Origin of the sequence: Streptomyces sp. NPDC048248, assembly GCF_043201875.1 — a bacterium.
In the GTDB taxonomy this organism is placed as follows: domain Bacteria; phylum Actinomycetota; class Actinomycetes; order Streptomycetales; family Streptomycetaceae; genus Streptomyces.
The window spans coordinates 174,758-189,733 of sequence record NZ_JBICZL010000005.1 but is presented as its reverse complement, the minus strand read 5'-3'; the positions used below and the strand labels follow the sequence as shown (position 1 = coordinate 189,733).

The window sequence follows — 14,976 nt, the reverse complement described above, 5'->3', positions numbered from 1 at the left end:
GGTTGCCGTCACCGTCGGCTGAATCGTGCCCCAGCTTTGGGCGCGTAAGTTCTTGCATGGGATCCACTCGCCGACCGTCGCTGTCGGCGTCGCGCCGTACTCGATCGGACGAGGTGGCGCAATTGGTGGGGGACGCGACCAACGTCGGTACGGCCGCAAGCCAACTCGATGCGGGCGCCCGGCTCGACGACGCTCACCCACGCCGTGTCAGCCATTCGATTCGCACGACCGCCTACAGCCATCCGAACAACAGACTTACAGGATGGTTCCATAAATTACTGCATTCACAGGCGTGTCCCATTTCAATGCATAAACCATGCCACACCACCTATGCGACGCTTAATCTGGCGTCCGCTATGCGGATTTTCGTCTTTGACGGCAACCAGATCCCGCATGTAGTTTCGATGCGCCGACTCGACCAATCGGCACATGAGAAATTTGGGGGAAGTTTTGAAGAGCACTCCAGGAATCGGTGTACTCGTCGGTGCCGCATTGCTGAGCGTCGCCGCAAGCGGCACCGCCGTCGCAGCTCCTCAGGGCCGGACCGCCAGCGAGCGAGTCGGGACCAATGCCGCAATCGCTGATGGCTACTTCAAGCCCGGCGCTAACACTGTGGTCAAGCGCAATATTCCGCAGCAGATTCCGGCAAATTCCTCGGCACGGCTGAAGGCTGCTGGTGGCAACAAAGTCACGTACTCTCGGCCTAAAGAAGTCTGCGGCACCGAACTGCTTGAGAAGACGAGTGGCAAGGGTAAAGCCACCCTGGTCATGAGTGTCGAAACGTCCATGAAGGCAGAGGCTAGTGGCGAGTTCGGCGTCTCAAAGGGTGCCATTGCCGCCAAGCTGGGTTTCTCGACGGACGATACCTTCACCCTCAAGCAAGAGACCCGCTACGAGGTACCCAAGGGCAAGATGGGATTCATTGAGGCATATCCCACCTTCGACCAGTACACGATCAACACCTACGTCAACGGAGCGCTCAAAAAGACTGGATGGTGGATGAAGCCCACCGGCGTATGCTTCAACCAGTGGACACACTGACCTGACGTCCAGCGCAATGGGGATTAGCCGATGAAGCGTCTTACTCAACTTGCAGCCGTCGGCTCTGCCCTGTTGCTCGCATGCGTCGCGTGCACATCCGGGGAGGGCGGAACTTCCCATTCCGCTCTCCCCTCGCCCTCCACCACCGAGCCTTCACGTCTACTTCAACTTCCAGTGGTCGATCTGGCGGATGACCCGCTGCCCGAGCAGGATTCCTCGGTCAGAAGAATCGGAGAAGTCCATAACGGGCCCGACCGAATCATTCTTTACACCACAGGGCAGAAGTGTGGCCTAGCAACAACTCGCAAGGGCGACGAAAAAAGGCTTTCGGTCAATCTGCTCACCGCGTGGCCGACAGATAGCACCCACGGGCCCACGCGCCTCCCCTACGGTCCTTACTTGAATTCTTCTGCTAAGGGCTCAAATGGCACTTGGGCATCCATTTCCTGCGGAAAGGATGCCATGGTCGTGAAATTCTTCTCTCCCAATATCTCCAAGACTTCAAAGTATCGCGGATCGCTCGACGTGATCAAACCGTCGAACGCTGAAAACCCCCTCTCCATCGTCGTCGGGACAAAAGAGATCAGGCACAAGGTCTCTGCCGCTCTTGAGAGCCACTCATGAGTCGAGAGTCGGCTCCGGACGATTGTGTCGATAACGGCTGACCCGTTGTAACGGCAGCGTTCGCCGCCCACATCCACAGGTGCGGCACGGCTTCATGCACCAGCCGCCGCGCGAGCAGACGAGCGATCCGGATCAACTCTGCCCGGATCACCCGGAATCCTGCCTCTTGAGGAGATCCTTGGCCGGCCCTGGATCTGCCCGCGCTGCACGCGGAACCAATCGCCTCATCCTGAGCCATGCCGGTCGGCACACAGCCCGGATCGACTTCCGCCCTATCTGGCACGGATCTGGCACGCACAGCGGCTGGTATTGCGTTGGGCGCTCAGCTTGTCGTCCACGTCCTGTTCGGTGAGCTGGATCTGCCACCAGAAGCGCATCAGACGGTAGATCGCGATGAATCCGTAGACGCCGAGCGTGATCAGACTCAGGAAGAGCGACAGTCCCACCCTCAGCGGACGGTGCTCGTCCGCGAAGCGCGCTTTGACGAAGTGCTCCAGGTCGTGCAGGTCATCGTGCGTGGCATCGGTCATGCCCCGCTCCTCGGCGTACTGCTTCGACGAATCGATGACGGCACCGTAGTAGTGCAGGCGACGGTCCCTGAAGAGATCTGAGCGCTCCAGCCGGCGATAGAAGATCACGAGGGGGTAGATGCCCAAGGTGATCCATGAAAGGAGGAAGAAGTAGAGGGCCCAGCCGACAAAGATCTGGTCGGTGGCGCGCCTCTCGTGCACGTAGCGGTCCACTTGCTGAACGGATTGCACCTGCTGAACGGATTGCATCTGCTGCACGAATGGAGCGGGCTGCACCGGTCGGGCTTGTCGCACTGAATGCGCTGCTCGTTGCATGGGGGACCCCCAATCGACCCCGAAGATACTCGGGTGCGATCTTCTGCACGGAGGAGACGTAGCGGCCCCGCCGACGGCGGTCATTGCCGTCCATCACACCCTGCCTCTCCAGCCTAGGACTGAATCGGCATTAAAGCGCGCTAAGTTGCATACCGGGTGGAGATTTGCGGTTTGTGCATCTCTGCCCGCTCAATCGACGAGGCCATCGACGAGGGAATCCATACGGGGGTACGAACATCGGCTGATGGAGCTGCCGTTCTGGAGAGCTCCCGCCCTGCAGAAGAAGATCAGACTTCGTTTGAACGGAAGTCGGCGTGCTCGGTCGCTACTCCGGGCCGTGGTCCGGGCCGCCGTATTCGGGGCTGGTGAAGTCCGGGCTGGAGTAACGGGGGCGCGAGGCCGACCCGCTGTCGGGGCTGGTGAAATCGGGACGGGAGTAGCCCAGGGTGGGGATGCGGCTCTTGGGCTCGGAGTGCTGCCGGGGCACGTAACGGGAAGGGTCGCGGTCCTGGCCCGGTCCGGTGTCGGTGAGCGCCTCGCGGAGGAACGGCAGCAGACCGCGCTCCAGGAGGGCGCGCCGCCACTCGTCGTGTGCGTGGTGGAGTTCCTCGTCCGCCGCGACCTCTCTCGCGCCGTGCGCGGCCGACGAGCCGTTGCGCAGCGCCGTGACGACGAGACCGCCCATGGCGACCAGGGCGCCCGCGGCGGTGAGCGCCGCGAAGATCCAGCCCACGCTGATCAGCGGCCGCGCCGCGGCCTGGTCCGGGCCGAAGGCGCGCAGGGCATAGCCGATGAGGAGAAAGAGGATGGCGGCGATGCCGGCGAGAACCGGTGCGAGGACGGCGATCATGGCGGCCAGCCCCGCGCCCGCCGTCTCCGGGGCGTCGATCTCGTCCGTGGCCGGAACCTGCTCCTCGGCTGTCTCGTCCTTCGCGCCTTCATGGTCATCCGCCGCGACAGCCGACACCGCGGACGGGGACGCCCGCAGCGCGGTGCGGAGTTCCACATAGCGTTGGTATTCGGCCGTCGCGCAGGCGGCGATGGCGCTGGTGGCGCCGAGGGCCATCGTGCGCAGCTGTTCGGTGTTGAGGTCGTTGCCCGCGCCGGACGCGAGGTGGTCCGGGCGGCATGCGGCGGTACGCAGCGCGTCATCAAGGATCCGCGCGAATTCCTCGCGGTCCTCATTCAGCAGGTGCGGAGCGCTGTTCATGTGCATCCCCCGATGCTCCGTAGGGCCGTACGGGCCGGCGTGGCCGGGCGGTGGGCGGAAACGGAGGAGAGCCTGCTACGGATAGACCGATGGTAGAGCGTTTTTGGCACGGGGTTACAGGGTGTTTCCGGAAATTGAGCCAGTCCATTACCGGATCGCCCCCGGCCGCCGGGCCGCCGCAGTTCCTCGGCCCGGCGCAGACCTGCGCGAATAACGCTCAGTCGGCCAGCGGAAGTTGAACGACCAGCAGTTTTCCGGCCATCGTGACGCCACCGTCCATGGCGATGGCGAGGCCGTCGGCGTAGACATGCGGGCCGTCGACGGTGACACCGTCGCTCTCGCCCTCTTCCCCGCCGACCTCGCCCAGCAGATACGGGATGGGGCTGTGGCCGTGGACGACGCGCGTGCCGCCGTAGGCGTCCAGCAGTTCGCGCACCGCCTGCGAGCCGGTCTCGTCGCGGAAGGCGAAGCGCTTGGTGAACTTGCGGAACAGATCCCACACTTCGTCCGCGTCGCTGCGCGTGAGCACGTCGTGGACGGTGTCGTTGACGGCCTCGATGGAGTCGCCGTATTCGAGGTAGGCGGTGGTGTCGGAGTGCACGAGCAGATGCCCGTCCTCCTCCATCACGGCGTCCAGGCGGGCCATCCACTGGAGGTGGTGGTCCTCCAGGCGGTCCATGTCGGACTTCTGGCCGCCGTTGAGCAGCCAGGCGGCCTGGAAGGAGGCCGTACCGGCGCCGGACTGGACGGGGGTGTCGCCGAACCGCTTGGCGCCCAGCAGCAGAAGCTCGTGGTTGCCCATCAGGGCCTTGCAGTAGCCACCGGCTGCCGCGGCCTCCGCGGAGAGCTGCATGACGAGGTCGATGACGCCGATGCCGTCCGGGCCGCGGTCGGTGAAGTCGCCGAGGAACCACAGTCGGGCATTGCCTGCCGCCCAGCTGCCGTCGGCGTCGACCAGCCCCTCGGAGGCGAGTGCCTCGCGCAGCTCGTCGTAGTACCCGTGCACATCGCCGACGACGTACAGCGGGCCCATGCCCTCGGTCGCGTCCGGGTCGAGCGTGACCTCGGGGAGGTGGCTCGCGGCCGGCTGGTCGATGAGGGTGTCCGTACGGCCGGATCCGATGACCGGGAGGTCACGGGCCGTCGGGGTGTACTCCTCGGGCAACTCCACCGGCTGGGCGGCGGGCGGCACGACGGGGGGTGCGGCAGGGGGCGCGACAGGAGGGCCCGCGGGCTGCTGGAGCGGGTGGTCGGCGGACGGCACCGGAGGCGGCCCGGCCGGCGCACCGGAGGGCGGCAAGGGTGGCGGAGGAGACGCCGGTGTCTGTCCCGCCATGGTCCACACCATGGGTCCCTGACTGGCCCCCTGAGTCATCGACCCCTCCACCATCGCGCCGCCGTGCACCTCTCGGACCTTTGCCTGGTCGACGGCGGTCCGCGGTGTCGTGCGCCCATCATAGGAATGCCGCTCGCGGGTTGTGACGCACCCGGGGGTGGTCAATCGGCCGGAGCTCGGCATTCCCGGATGATTTATCCCGGGATCGCCCCATTTTTTCCTGGGTGAAGGAGGCGCACGGTCGTCACCGGTACGCCCACTCCGCCGCTCGCCGGAGCACGCTCAGTCGCCGGCCGGGCCCCGCGGGGGGATGACGGTCGTCCGAGGGGACCGTCGCTGGGACGAGGTACGGACGATCAGATCGGTCGGTATCACCTGCTCGACCGGCCGGCCGTTGTCGAGCCCTTCGATGGCGTCGATGAGGATCTGGACGACGGCGGTGCCGATGCGGCGCGGCTTGAGGGAGAGCGTGGTCATGGGCGGCTCGGTGGTGGCGTAGACCGTCGACTCGCTGCAGCAGACCAGCAGCAGGTCGTCCGGAACGCGCAGGCCGTAGCGCCGCGCGGCCGCAAGCAGGTCGGTGCCGTTGGGGTCGAAGAGTCCGTAGACGGCGTCCGGCCGGTCCGGGCGGGCCAGTAACCGGTCGGCGGCGACCGCGCCCGCGCGCGGGTCGTGCGCCGGGTAGGACTCGTAGACCGGTTCCTGGCCGACCCGCTCGCACCATCGCAGGTAGGCGGTGGTCGACAGCCGGGTGTAGGTGTCGGTGGTGGTGCCCGTGAGCAGGCCGATCCGGCGGGCGCCGGCGTCGGCGAGGTGGTCGAGCAGGCCGAGGACGGCCGCTTCGTGGTCGTTGTCCACCCAGCCGGTCACGGGGAGGCTGCCGCCGGGGCGTCCGTCGGAGACGACGGGGATGCCGTGCCGGACGAGTTCGGTGACGACCGGGTCGCCGTCGGCGGGGTCGATGACGACCGTGCCGTCCAGGGCGACGTTGGACCACACGTCGTGGCGGGAGGTCGCGGGGAGGATGACCAGCGCGTAGCCACGGGCCAGCGCGGCGGAGGTGGCGGCTCTGGCCATCTCCGCGAAATACGCGAATTCGGTGAAGGTGAAAGGTTCATCCCCGTATGTGGTCACGGTCAGGCCGATGAGGCCGGACTTGCCGGTACGGAGGGTTCGGGCGGCGGCGGAGGGGCGGTAGCCCAGCCGTTCGGCCACCTCGCGGACGTGGCTACGGGTGGCATCCGGAAGCCGGCCCTTGCCGTTGAGCGCGTCGGAGACAGTCGTGATCGATACACCGGCTGCGGCGGCCACGTCCCGGATGCCCGCGCGTCCCAGCCGGCGACCGGTCGACCGGCTCACCTGGTGCTTCCCTGCTGCTGTCATGGCGAGCCGATAGTAGGGCTCGACAAGGCAAGTCGAGGGGCACTTCCAGGACCTACTCAAAGGCACGTTTCTGCAAGGTGAGCTGCCGTCAAATACCTTTGAAACGCAGGTAGTTACGTGGTACGAAGATCGTTTAAGGTGTGATTCGGTGACTTCGCCTGTCGATCGCCCCAGATCTCGAAGAGGTCTCAAGTCACCTTCACGGGGGACGCGCGCCACGGCGCGAGCCACCGGCGCGCGACAGAGGGCGAAGCGCTCCCCAGTCGTGTGCGCGGGGCGCCACGGCCGGGATGTGAGCCTTGTCGCGGCCCGGCAGCCGGGCCGGGGCTGCCGCCGGACGGGGCAATCCTCATAAGGTGTGCAGTATTGGAGTCGAGCGGGACGGTCGAGGAGGACCTGCGGTGAGCGAGAAGACCCCCAAGCTGCGTGCTGCGCTGGACGGCATCCCCACCTACAAGCCGGGCCGGCCGGCGGCGGCCGACGGTCCCGTCGCCTACAAGCTGTCCTCCAACGAGAACCCTTATCCGCCGCTGCCCGGTGTCCTGGAGAGCGCGGTGGCGGCCGCAGGCTCATTCAACCGCTACCCCGATATGGCCTGCACGGCCCTGATGGCCGAGCTGTCCGAGCACTTCTCGGTGCCGGTGGAGCATCTGGCGACGGGCACCGGATCGGTGGGCGTGGCCCAGCAGCTGGTGCAGTCGACGGCCGGGCCCGGTGACGAAGTGATCTACGCCTGGCGGTCGTTCGAGGCGTACCCGATCATCACCCAGGTCTCCGGGGCCACGCCCGTCCAGGTGCCGCTGACCTCGGGCGAGGTCCACGACCTGGAGGCGATGCTCGCCGCGGTCACCGACCGCACCCGGCTGATCTTCGTCTGCAATCCCAACAACCCCACGGGCACCGTGGTGCGCCGCGCCGAGCTGGAGTCCTTCCTCGACCGGGTGCCGAGCGATGTCCTCGTGGTCCTCGACGAGGCCTACCGCGAGTTCCTTCGCGACCCCGAGGTGCCGGACGGCATCGAGCTCTACCGCGACCGCCCCAACGTGTGCGTGCTGCGCACCTTCTCCAAGGCATACGGCCTGGCGGGGCTGCGGATCGGCTTCGCGGTGGCGCACGAGCCGGTGGCCGCTGCCCTGCGCAAGACGGCCGTGCCGTTCGGCGTGAGCCAGTTGGCACAGGAGGCGGCGGTGGCCTCGCTGCGCAGCGAGGCGGCGCTGATGGAGCGGGTGGACGCGCTGGTCGCCGAGCGGTCCCGGGTCGCCGGCGCCCTGGAGGGGCAGGGCTGGACGGTCCCGGCGTCCCAGGCGAACTTCGTGTGGCTGCGGCTCGGCGACCGTACGACCGACTTCGCGGCTGCGTGCGAGCGGGCCGGAGTCGTCGTTCGGCCGTTCGCCGGTGAAGGGGTGCGCGTGACGATCGGCGAGAGCGCTGCGATGGACATGTTCCTGCAGGCCGCGGAGGAGTTCCGCAAGATGCTCTGAGCGCACCCGGCGCACTCCTGAGGCCGTCGGTCAGCAGTCGCTGACCTGCGGCCTCAGGCTTTTTCCACCCGGATGGGGTCGCCGCTGCGGACGGTGGCGAGCAGGCGCGGGTCGCCGTCGACGCGGCCCAGGACGTTGCAGGGGGAGGCGAGGCGGGATTCGTCGCCCAGGGAAATCGGGGTGGGGCCGTAGGGCAGGGCGAGTGCGTTGCCCTCGGTCCAGAAGGCGACCGTGCCGGGCTCGACGACCTGACGGGCGCCGGCCTCCAGCGCGGGGGTGAGCCCGGTGTCGAAGTAGACCTCCTCGCCCCAGGTGTGGGCGGTGGCCTGGAGCGGCAGGGCGGCGACGAGCGCCTTGCTGGTCGGGGTGTCGTCGAGGGTGGCGGTCAGCTGGCCCGCGGGCCACGAAAAGCGAATCTCCATGGCGCCGAATTCAACAATATGTTGAAGCTCGGGGGAAGGGGGTGCGCGCCATGGATTCCTACGTGACCGCAGTCACGTACCCCCCCTGTGCAAGGTTTCGGGGGTGTGGGAGATAATTGCTTGTGAATGTGAACGCGTTCACAAGCTCGCTGCTTTTGTGCTGCTTCGTCCTGCGCAAACAGGGGCAAAGTGCCGTAGTGCAACGGCGATGTAAGGAGAGAACGACGTGGAACTGGCGTTGGCGCCAGAGACTCTGGCGCGATGGCAATTCGGCATCACGACCGTCTACCACTTCCTCTTCGTCCCCCTGACGATCTCCCTCGCCGCTCTGGTGGCCGGACTCGAGACCGCATGGGTGCGAACGGGCAAGCAGAAGTACCTCAAGGCCACCAAGTTCTGGAGCAAGCTGTTCTTGATCAACATCGCGATGGGTGTCGTCACCGGCATCGTCCAGGAGTTCCAGTTCGGCATGAACTGGTCCGACTACTCGCGGTTCGTCGGGGACGTCTTCGGTGCCCCGCTCGCCTTCGAGGCCCTCATCGCGTTCTTCTTCGAGTCCACCTTCATCGGACTGTGGATCTTCGGCTGGGACAAGCTGCCGAAGAAGATCCACTGCTTCTGCATGTGGATGGTCTCGATCGGCACCATCCTGTCCTCCTACTTCATCCTCGCGGCGAACTCCTGGATGCAGCACCCGGTCGGCTACAGGTACAACGCCTCCAACGGCCGCGCCGAGCTGACCGACTTCTGGAAGGTGCTGACCCAGGACACCACCCTCGTCGTCGTCTTCCACACGCTGACCGCGGCCTTCCTCACCGGTGCCGCCTTCATGGTGGGTATCTCCGCGTTTCACCTGATGCGCAAGAAGCACGTCAAGGTGATGCGGACGTCGCTGCGGCTGGGCCTGATCACCCTCGTCATCGCCGGCGTGCTCACCGCGATCAGCGGTGACTCCCTCGGCAAGGTCATGTTCAAGCAGCAGCCGATGAAGATGGCCGCCGCCGAGGCGCTCTGGGAGACGGAGAAGCCGGCGCCGTTCTCGGTCTTCGCCTACGGCGATGTCGACAAGGGACACAACAAGGTCGCCATCGAGATCCCCGGCGTGCTCTCCTTCCTCGCCCACAACGACTTCTCCTCGCCGGTCCCCGGCATCAACGACGTCAACAGGGCCGAACAGCAGAAGTTCGGGCCCGGCGACTACCGGCCCAACATCCCGGTCGCCTACTGGGGTTTCCGCTGGATGATCGGCTTCGGCATGTCGTCCTTCGCCATCGGGCTGGCCGGGCTCTGGCTGACCCGTAAGAAGTTCTGGCTCGCGCCGGGGCTGCGTACGGGGGACGAGGAGCCACCGCGCCTCGCGCTGACCAAGCACAGGGAGCTCGGCCCCCGCCTCACCAAGTGGTACTGGTCGCTCGCCTTCGTCACGCTCGGCTTCCCGCTCCTGGCCAACTCCTGGGGATGGATCTTCACCGAGATGGGACGGCAGCCCTGGGTCGTCTACGGCGTGCTGCGCACCTCCGACGCGGTCTCGCCAGGGGTCTCGCAGGGGGAGGTGCTCACCTCGATGATCGTCTTCACGTCGCTCTACGCGATTCTCGCCGTGGTCGAGGTGAAGCTGCTGGTGAAGTACATCAAGGCCGGACCCCAGGAGCTCTCCGACTCCGACCTCAACCCGCCCACCAAGATCGGCGGCGACACCACGGACGCCGACCGGCCGATGGCCTTCTCGTACTAGGAGGCGACCGTGCAACTCCACGACGTCTGGTTCGTTCTCATCGCCGTCCTCTGGACCGGGTACTTCTTTCTCGAAGGATTCGACTTCGGAATCGGCGTCCTCACCAAGCTGCTCGCCCGGGACCGCCGGGAGAAGCGCGTACTGATCAACACCATCGGCCCGGTCTGGGACGGCAACGAGGTCTGGCTGCTCAGCGCGGCCGGAGCGACCTTCGCGGCGTTCCCCGAGTGGTACGCCACCCTCTTCTCCGGTTTCTATCTGCCGCTGCTGCTCATCCTCGTCTGCCTGATCGTGCGCGGGGTCGCCTTCGAGTACCGCGTCAAGCGGACCGAGGAGCGCTGGCAGCGGAACTGGGAACAGGCGATCTTCTGGACTTCGCTGGGTCCCGCGGTGCTGTGGGGTGTCGCCTTCGGCAACATCGTGCGCGGCGTGAAGATCGACGCTCACAAGGAGTACGTGGGCAGCCTCTTCGACCTGCTGAACCCGTACGCGATCCTCGGCGGGCTGGTGACGCTGACCCTGTTCACCTTCCACGGCGCGGTGTTCGCCTCGCTGAAGACGGTGGGCGACATCCGGGAACGGGCGCGCAGGATGGCGGCCGTCCTCGGGCTGGTCACCACCGTGCTCGCGGTCGGCTTCCTGTCGTGGACCCAGGTGGACAAGGGGGACGGCAGCAGCCTGATCGCGATGATCGTCGCGGTGGTCGCGCTGGTGGCGGCGCTCGGGGCCAATCAGCTCGGGCGTGAGGGCTGGGCGTTCGCGTTCTCCGGGATCACCATCGTGGCCGCGGTCGCGATGCTGTTCCTGACGCTCTTCCCGAACGTCATGCCGTCCTCGCTGAACGAGAGCTGGAACCTCACGGTCACCAACGCCGCCTCCAGCCCCTACACCCTGAAGATCATGACGTGGTGCGCAGGCATCGCCACGCCGGTCGTGATGCTTTACCAGGGGTGGACGTACTGGGTCTTCCGCAAGCGGATCGGGACCCAGCACATCGCCGACGCCCACTAGCTGAACGACTCCCGTAACGGTGTCCGCCCCTCGGGGCGGGCACGGCAGGATGGAAGGTTTCACGTGAAACCGGTCGACCCCCGGCTCCTTCGATACGCCCGCGCCACCCGCGTCTTCCTTGTCGCGGTGGTGGTGCTCGGGCTTGCCGGAGCGGGCCTGGTCGTCGGTCAAGCCATGCTGATCGCCGAGATCGTGGTGGGTGCCTTCCGGCACGACCTCGATCTCGGCGACCTCAGCACACCGCTCGGATTGCTCGCCGCGGTCTCCGTCGGCCGGGGGCTGGTCTCCTGGCTCACCGAACTGGCCGCGCACCGGGCCGGCGCGGCGGTCAAGTCCGAACTGCGAACCCGGCTCATCGAGCGCGTGGCGCGGCTCGGGCCGGGCGCGACCCTCCGCCGTGGGCAGACCGGTCCGGACGGCGCCGATGCGGAGAAGGGCCCTGGGGCCAGGGCCGACGGTCCGTCCGACAGCACATCGGAGCTGAACACCGGCGAACTCACCACCCTCGCCACGCGCGGCATCGACGCCCTGGACGACTACTTCGCCCGCTACCTCCCGCAGCTCGGCCTGGCGGTCGTGGTCCCGATCGCGGTACTGGCCAGGATCGTCGCCGGCGACTGGATCTCCGCGCTCACGATCGTCCTCACCCTCCCGCTGATCCCGCTCTTCATGGTGTTGATCGGCTGGGCCACCCAAGCGCGGATGGACCGTCAATGGCGGTTGCTCTCCCGCCTGTCCGGCCACTTCCTCGATGTCGTCGAGGGACTGCCGACGCTCAAGGTCTTCGGGCGCGCCAAGGCGCAGGCCGCCTCCATCCGGGCCATCACCAGCGAATACCGCCAGGCCACACTCCGTACGCTGCGCATCGCCTTTCTCTCCTCCTTCGCCCTCGAACTCCTCGCGACCATTTCCGTTGCGCTGGTCGCGGTCGGTATCGGGATGCGCCTGGTGCATGGTCAACTCGACCTCTACACCGGCCTGATGGTGCTGGTCCTGGCGCCCGAGGCGTATCTGCCGCTGCGGCAGGTGGGCGCGCAGTACCACGCCGCGGCCGAGGGGCTCTCGGCCGCGGAGGAAATCTTCGCCGTGCTGGAGACGCCGCTGCCGAAACCCGGCACCGCGCCGGCGCCCGAGGGCACGGCCCTTGCCGTCGAGGGGCTGGTCGTGCGGCATCCCGGGCGCAGGGGCGCCTCGCTCCCCGCGACCTCGTTCGAGGTCGGGGAGGGGGAGACCGTCGCTCTGGTCGGGCCCTCCGGTGCCGGCAAGTCCACGCTGTTGAGCGTGCTGCTGGGCTTCACCACGCCGTCCGAGGGCCGGGCCCTCGTCGACGGCCGGGACATCGCGTCCCTCGCTCCCGAGAGCTGGCGGCAGCGGATCGCCTGGGTGCCGCAGCACCCGCACCTCTTCGCGGGCACCATCGCCGAGAACGTGCGGCTGGCCCGCCCGGATGCGGACGACGCCGCGGTACGGGCCGCTCTGGCGGACGCCGGGGCCCTGGACTTCATCGACGCCCTCCCCGACGGCCCTGCGACCCGCCTCGGTGATGCCGGCGCCGGTCTTTCCGCAGGCCAGCGCCAGCGCCTCGCCCTCGCCCGCGCGTTTCTCGCGGACCGCCCGATCCTGCTGCTCGACGAGCCGACCGCGAACCTGGACGGCGAGACCGAGGAGGCTGTCGTGGCGGCCGTCCGGCGGTTGGCGGTGGGCCGCACGGTCCTGCTGGTCGTGCACCGGCCGGCGCTGCTGGCGGTGGCCGACCGCACGGTGCGGCTGCCGGACCCGGCGGAGGACGCCGCCGGCGAGCACGGCGCGGCAGCCGGTGAGGGCGCGGTGCCTGCCGCGCCCGCCGCCGACCCCGACGTCGGGCCGGTGCCGCAGCCCCGTCCGGAAGCCGGTCCGGCGGCGGGCACCGACACCGTCTCCCCAGCGATCGTCGCCGAAGGCTCGGAAGAGGCCGTGGTTCCTGAGCGCGGTTCGGCGTTGAACCGGCTGCGGCGTGCCGCCCGTGCCCGTCGGGCGCGGTTCGCGCTCGCGCTGCTGCTCGGCAGCCTCGCGCTGGGCAGCGCGGTGGGCCTGATGGCGACCTCCGGCTGGCTGATCTCGCGCGCCGCCCAGCAGCCGCCGGTGCTCTATCTGGCGGTGGCGGTGACGGCGACCAGGGCGTTCGGTATCGGGCGTGCCGTCTTCCGGTACGCCGAGCGGCTCGTCGCCCACGACGCGGTCTTCCGGATGCTCGCCGATGTACGGGTCGCCGTCTTCCGCCGGCTGGAGCGGCTCGCGCCGGCCGGGCTCAAGGAGCGCAGCCGCGGCGATCTGCTGTCGCGCCTGGTGGCCGATGTGGACGCGGTCCAGGACTACTTCCTGCGCTGGCTGCTGCCGGTGGGAGCGGCGGTGCTGGTCGGTGCCGGCGCCGTCGGTTTCACCGCGTGGCTGCTGCCGGAGGCCGGCGCGATTCTCGCCGTCGGGCTGCTGCTCGCGGGCGCGGGCGTGCCGGTGCTGTCGGGAGCGTTGGCCCGCCGCGCGGAGCGGCAACTGGCGCCTTCCCGCGGTGTGCTGGCCACTCGCGTCGTCGAACTGCTCACCGGCACCGCCGAGTTGACGGTCGCAGGTGCGGTCGCCGGCCGGGTCGCCGCGGTGCGGCGGGCGGACCGTGAGCTGACGCGGATCGCGTCCCGCTCGGCCGGAGTTGCCGGTGTCGGCGCCGGTCTCTCCGCGCTGCTGTGCGGGCTGACCGTCGCGGCGGCCGCGGTGGTGGGCGTCCAGGCGGTGCACGCGGGACGGCTCGACGGGGTCGCGCTTGCCGTGGTGGTCCTCACCCCGCTCGCCGCGTTCGAGGCGGTGACGGGGCTGCCGCTGGCGGTGCAGTACCGCCAGCGCACCCGGCGGGCCGCCGAGCGAATCTTCGAGGTGCTGGACGCGCCGGAGCCGGTGCGGGAGCCGGTCGCCCCGGTGGCCGCTCCGGACTCCCCGTTCCCTTTGGCGGTGGCGGATCTGACCGCGCGCCACCCCGGCCGGGCGGAGCTCGCGCTGGACGGTGTCGGGTTCACCCTGGAGGCCGGGCGGCGGATCGCCGTGGTCGGTCCTTCCGGCTCCGGCAAGACCACCCTCGCGCAGGTGCTGCTGCGCTTCCTCGACCGGGAGGCGGGGACGTACACGCTGGGCGGTACGGATGCCCAGGCCATGGCCGGGGACGAGGTTCGTCGCCTGGTGGGGCTGTGTGCCCAGGACGCGCACCTCTTCGACAGCTCGCTGCGGGAGAACCTCAAGCTCGCCCGTCGGCGTTCGGCGCCGGCGTCGGACGGCCGGGCCCCCGTCGCCGCCGCGGACACGGCGGCCAGAGGGGTCGGGGAACCGGCGGGCGACGCCGACCAGGATCTGTGGGACGCGCTCGGCCGGGCGCGGCTCGCCGACTGGGTGCGCGGCCTGCCCGACGGTCTGGACACGATGGTCGGGGAGCACGGCGCCCGGCTGTCCGGTGGGCAGCGGCAGCGTCTCGCGCTGGCCCGCGCGTTGCTCGCGGACTTCCCGGTCCTCGTCCTGGACGAGCCTGCCGAACACCTCGACCTGGCCACCGCCGACGCGTTGACCACCGATCTGCTGGCCGCGACGGAGGGGCGTACGACGGTGCTGATCACCCACCGGCTCACCGGTCTCGACGCCGTGGACGAGGTGTTGGTGCTCGATCGCGGCCGGGTGGTGCAGAGCGGTGGGTACGCGGAGCTGGCCGTAGCCGACGGCCCGTTCCGGCGGATGCTGGAGCGCGAGCGGGCGGTGGACGCGGCCCACGGCCTTCCCGGGGCGCCGCTCGGTCCCGAGCCGTCCACAGCAGACCCCGTGCCGGCGTTCCCCGCATAACTGGACTTTCGTCAGAAATGGGCCCTTATTAGGCTC

General features: G+C 68.4%; 11 protein-coding genes. 6 read left to right on the top strand and 5 right to left on the bottom strand.

What is annotated here, in order from left to right:
- Positions 1-429 precede the first annotated feature (429 nt).
- On the top strand, positions 430-1,041 hold the full coding sequence (locus ACGFZW_RS12235; RefSeq protein WP_393892997.1) for a hypothetical protein: 612 nt from the start codon (positions 430-432) through the stop codon (positions 1,039-1,041).
- A 174-nt stretch (positions 1,042-1,215) separates the two neighbouring features.
- Complete coding sequence (locus ACGFZW_RS12230; protein WP_393892996.1) at positions 1,216-1,665, top strand: hypothetical protein; 450 nt, start codon at positions 1,216-1,218, stop codon at positions 1,663-1,665.
- A 272-nt stretch (positions 1,666-1,937) separates the two neighbouring features.
- Here ACGFZW_RS12230 and ACGFZW_RS12225 read toward each other — a convergent pair whose 3' ends face one another.
- The 4 genes from ACGFZW_RS12225 to ACGFZW_RS12210 form a co-directional block, all read right to left on the bottom strand.
- Positions 1,938-2,453 (bottom strand): hypothetical protein, encoded by a 516-nt coding sequence (locus ACGFZW_RS12225; protein ID WP_393892995.1) that lies wholly within the window; start codon positions 2,451-2,453, stop codon positions 1,938-1,940.
- Positions 2,454-2,835: 382 nt separating this feature from the next.
- Positions 2,836-3,726, bottom strand: a complete 891-nt coding sequence (locus ACGFZW_RS12220; RefSeq protein WP_393892994.1) for a hypothetical protein — start codon at positions 3,724-3,726, stop codon at positions 2,836-2,838.
- Positions 3,727-3,937: 211 nt separating this feature from the next.
- Positions 3,938-5,110 (bottom strand): metallophosphoesterase, encoded by a 1,173-nt coding sequence (locus ACGFZW_RS12215; protein ID WP_393893271.1) that lies wholly within the window; start codon positions 5,108-5,110, stop codon positions 3,938-3,940.
- A 228-nt stretch (positions 5,111-5,338) separates the two neighbouring features.
- The gene (locus ACGFZW_RS12210; protein ID WP_393892993.1) at positions 5,339-6,439 is read right to left on the bottom strand and encodes a LacI family DNA-binding transcriptional regulator; all 1,101 of its coding nucleotides are present in this window, start codon (positions 6,437-6,439) and stop codon (positions 5,339-5,341) included.
- A 401-nt stretch (positions 6,440-6,840) separates the two neighbouring features.
- Between ACGFZW_RS12210 and hisC the strand changes: the two genes are divergently transcribed.
- Positions 6,841-7,920, top strand: a complete 1,080-nt coding sequence (gene hisC / locus ACGFZW_RS12205) for a histidinol-phosphate transaminase (RefSeq protein ID WP_393892992.1) — start codon at positions 6,841-6,843, stop codon at positions 7,918-7,920.
- 53 nt (positions 7,921-7,973) lie between these two features.
- Here hisC and ACGFZW_RS12200 read toward each other — a convergent pair whose 3' ends face one another.
- Complete coding sequence (locus ACGFZW_RS12200; RefSeq protein WP_393892991.1) at positions 7,974-8,342, bottom strand: cyclophilin-like fold protein; 369 nt, start codon at positions 8,340-8,342, stop codon at positions 7,974-7,976.
- A 226-nt stretch (positions 8,343-8,568) separates the two neighbouring features.
- Here ACGFZW_RS12200 and ACGFZW_RS12195 point away from each other — a divergent pair, with 226 nt between their 5' ends.
- The 3 genes from ACGFZW_RS12195 (at position 8,569) to cydD (ending at position 14,940) form a co-directional block, all read left to right on the top strand.
- Positions 8,569-10,077, top strand: a complete 1,509-nt coding sequence (locus tag ACGFZW_RS12195; protein WP_393892990.1) for a cytochrome ubiquinol oxidase subunit I — start codon at positions 8,569-8,571, stop codon at positions 10,075-10,077.
- 9 nt (positions 10,078-10,086) lie between these two features.
- Entirely contained in the window at positions 10,087-11,088 is a 1,002-nt protein-coding gene (cydB, locus tag ACGFZW_RS12190) for a cytochrome d ubiquinol oxidase subunit II (RefSeq protein ID WP_393892989.1), read from the top strand.
- A 63-nt stretch (positions 11,089-11,151) separates the two neighbouring features.
- The gene (gene cydD / locus ACGFZW_RS12185) at positions 11,152-14,940 is read left to right on the top strand and encodes a thiol reductant ABC exporter subunit CydD (protein WP_393892988.1); all 3,789 of its coding nucleotides are present in this window, start codon (positions 11,152-11,154) and stop codon (positions 14,938-14,940) included.
- Positions 14,941-14,976: the final 36 nt, after the last annotated feature.

Bases quoted from the DNA above. Each gene is read 5' to 3' on its own strand.
- ACGFZW_RS12220 (WP_393892994.1), bottom strand. From the start codon at position 3,726: ATGCACATGAACAGCGCTCCGCACCTGCTGAATGAGGACCGCGAGGAA.
- ACGFZW_RS12235 (WP_393892997.1), top strand. From the start codon at position 430: ATGAGAAATTTGGGGGAAGTTTTGAAGAGCACTCCAGGAATCGGTGTA.
- ACGFZW_RS12215 (WP_393893271.1), bottom strand. From the start codon at position 5,110: ATGGTGGAGGGGTCGATGACTCAGGGGGCCAGTCAGGGACCCATGGTG.
- ACGFZW_RS12210 (WP_393892993.1), bottom strand. From the start codon at position 6,439: ATGACAGCAGCAGGGAAGCACCAGGTGAGCCGGTCGACCGGTCGCCGG.
- ACGFZW_RS12200 (WP_393892991.1), bottom strand. From the start codon at position 8,342: ATGGAGATTCGCTTTTCGTGGCCCGCGGGCCAGCTGACCGCCACCCTC.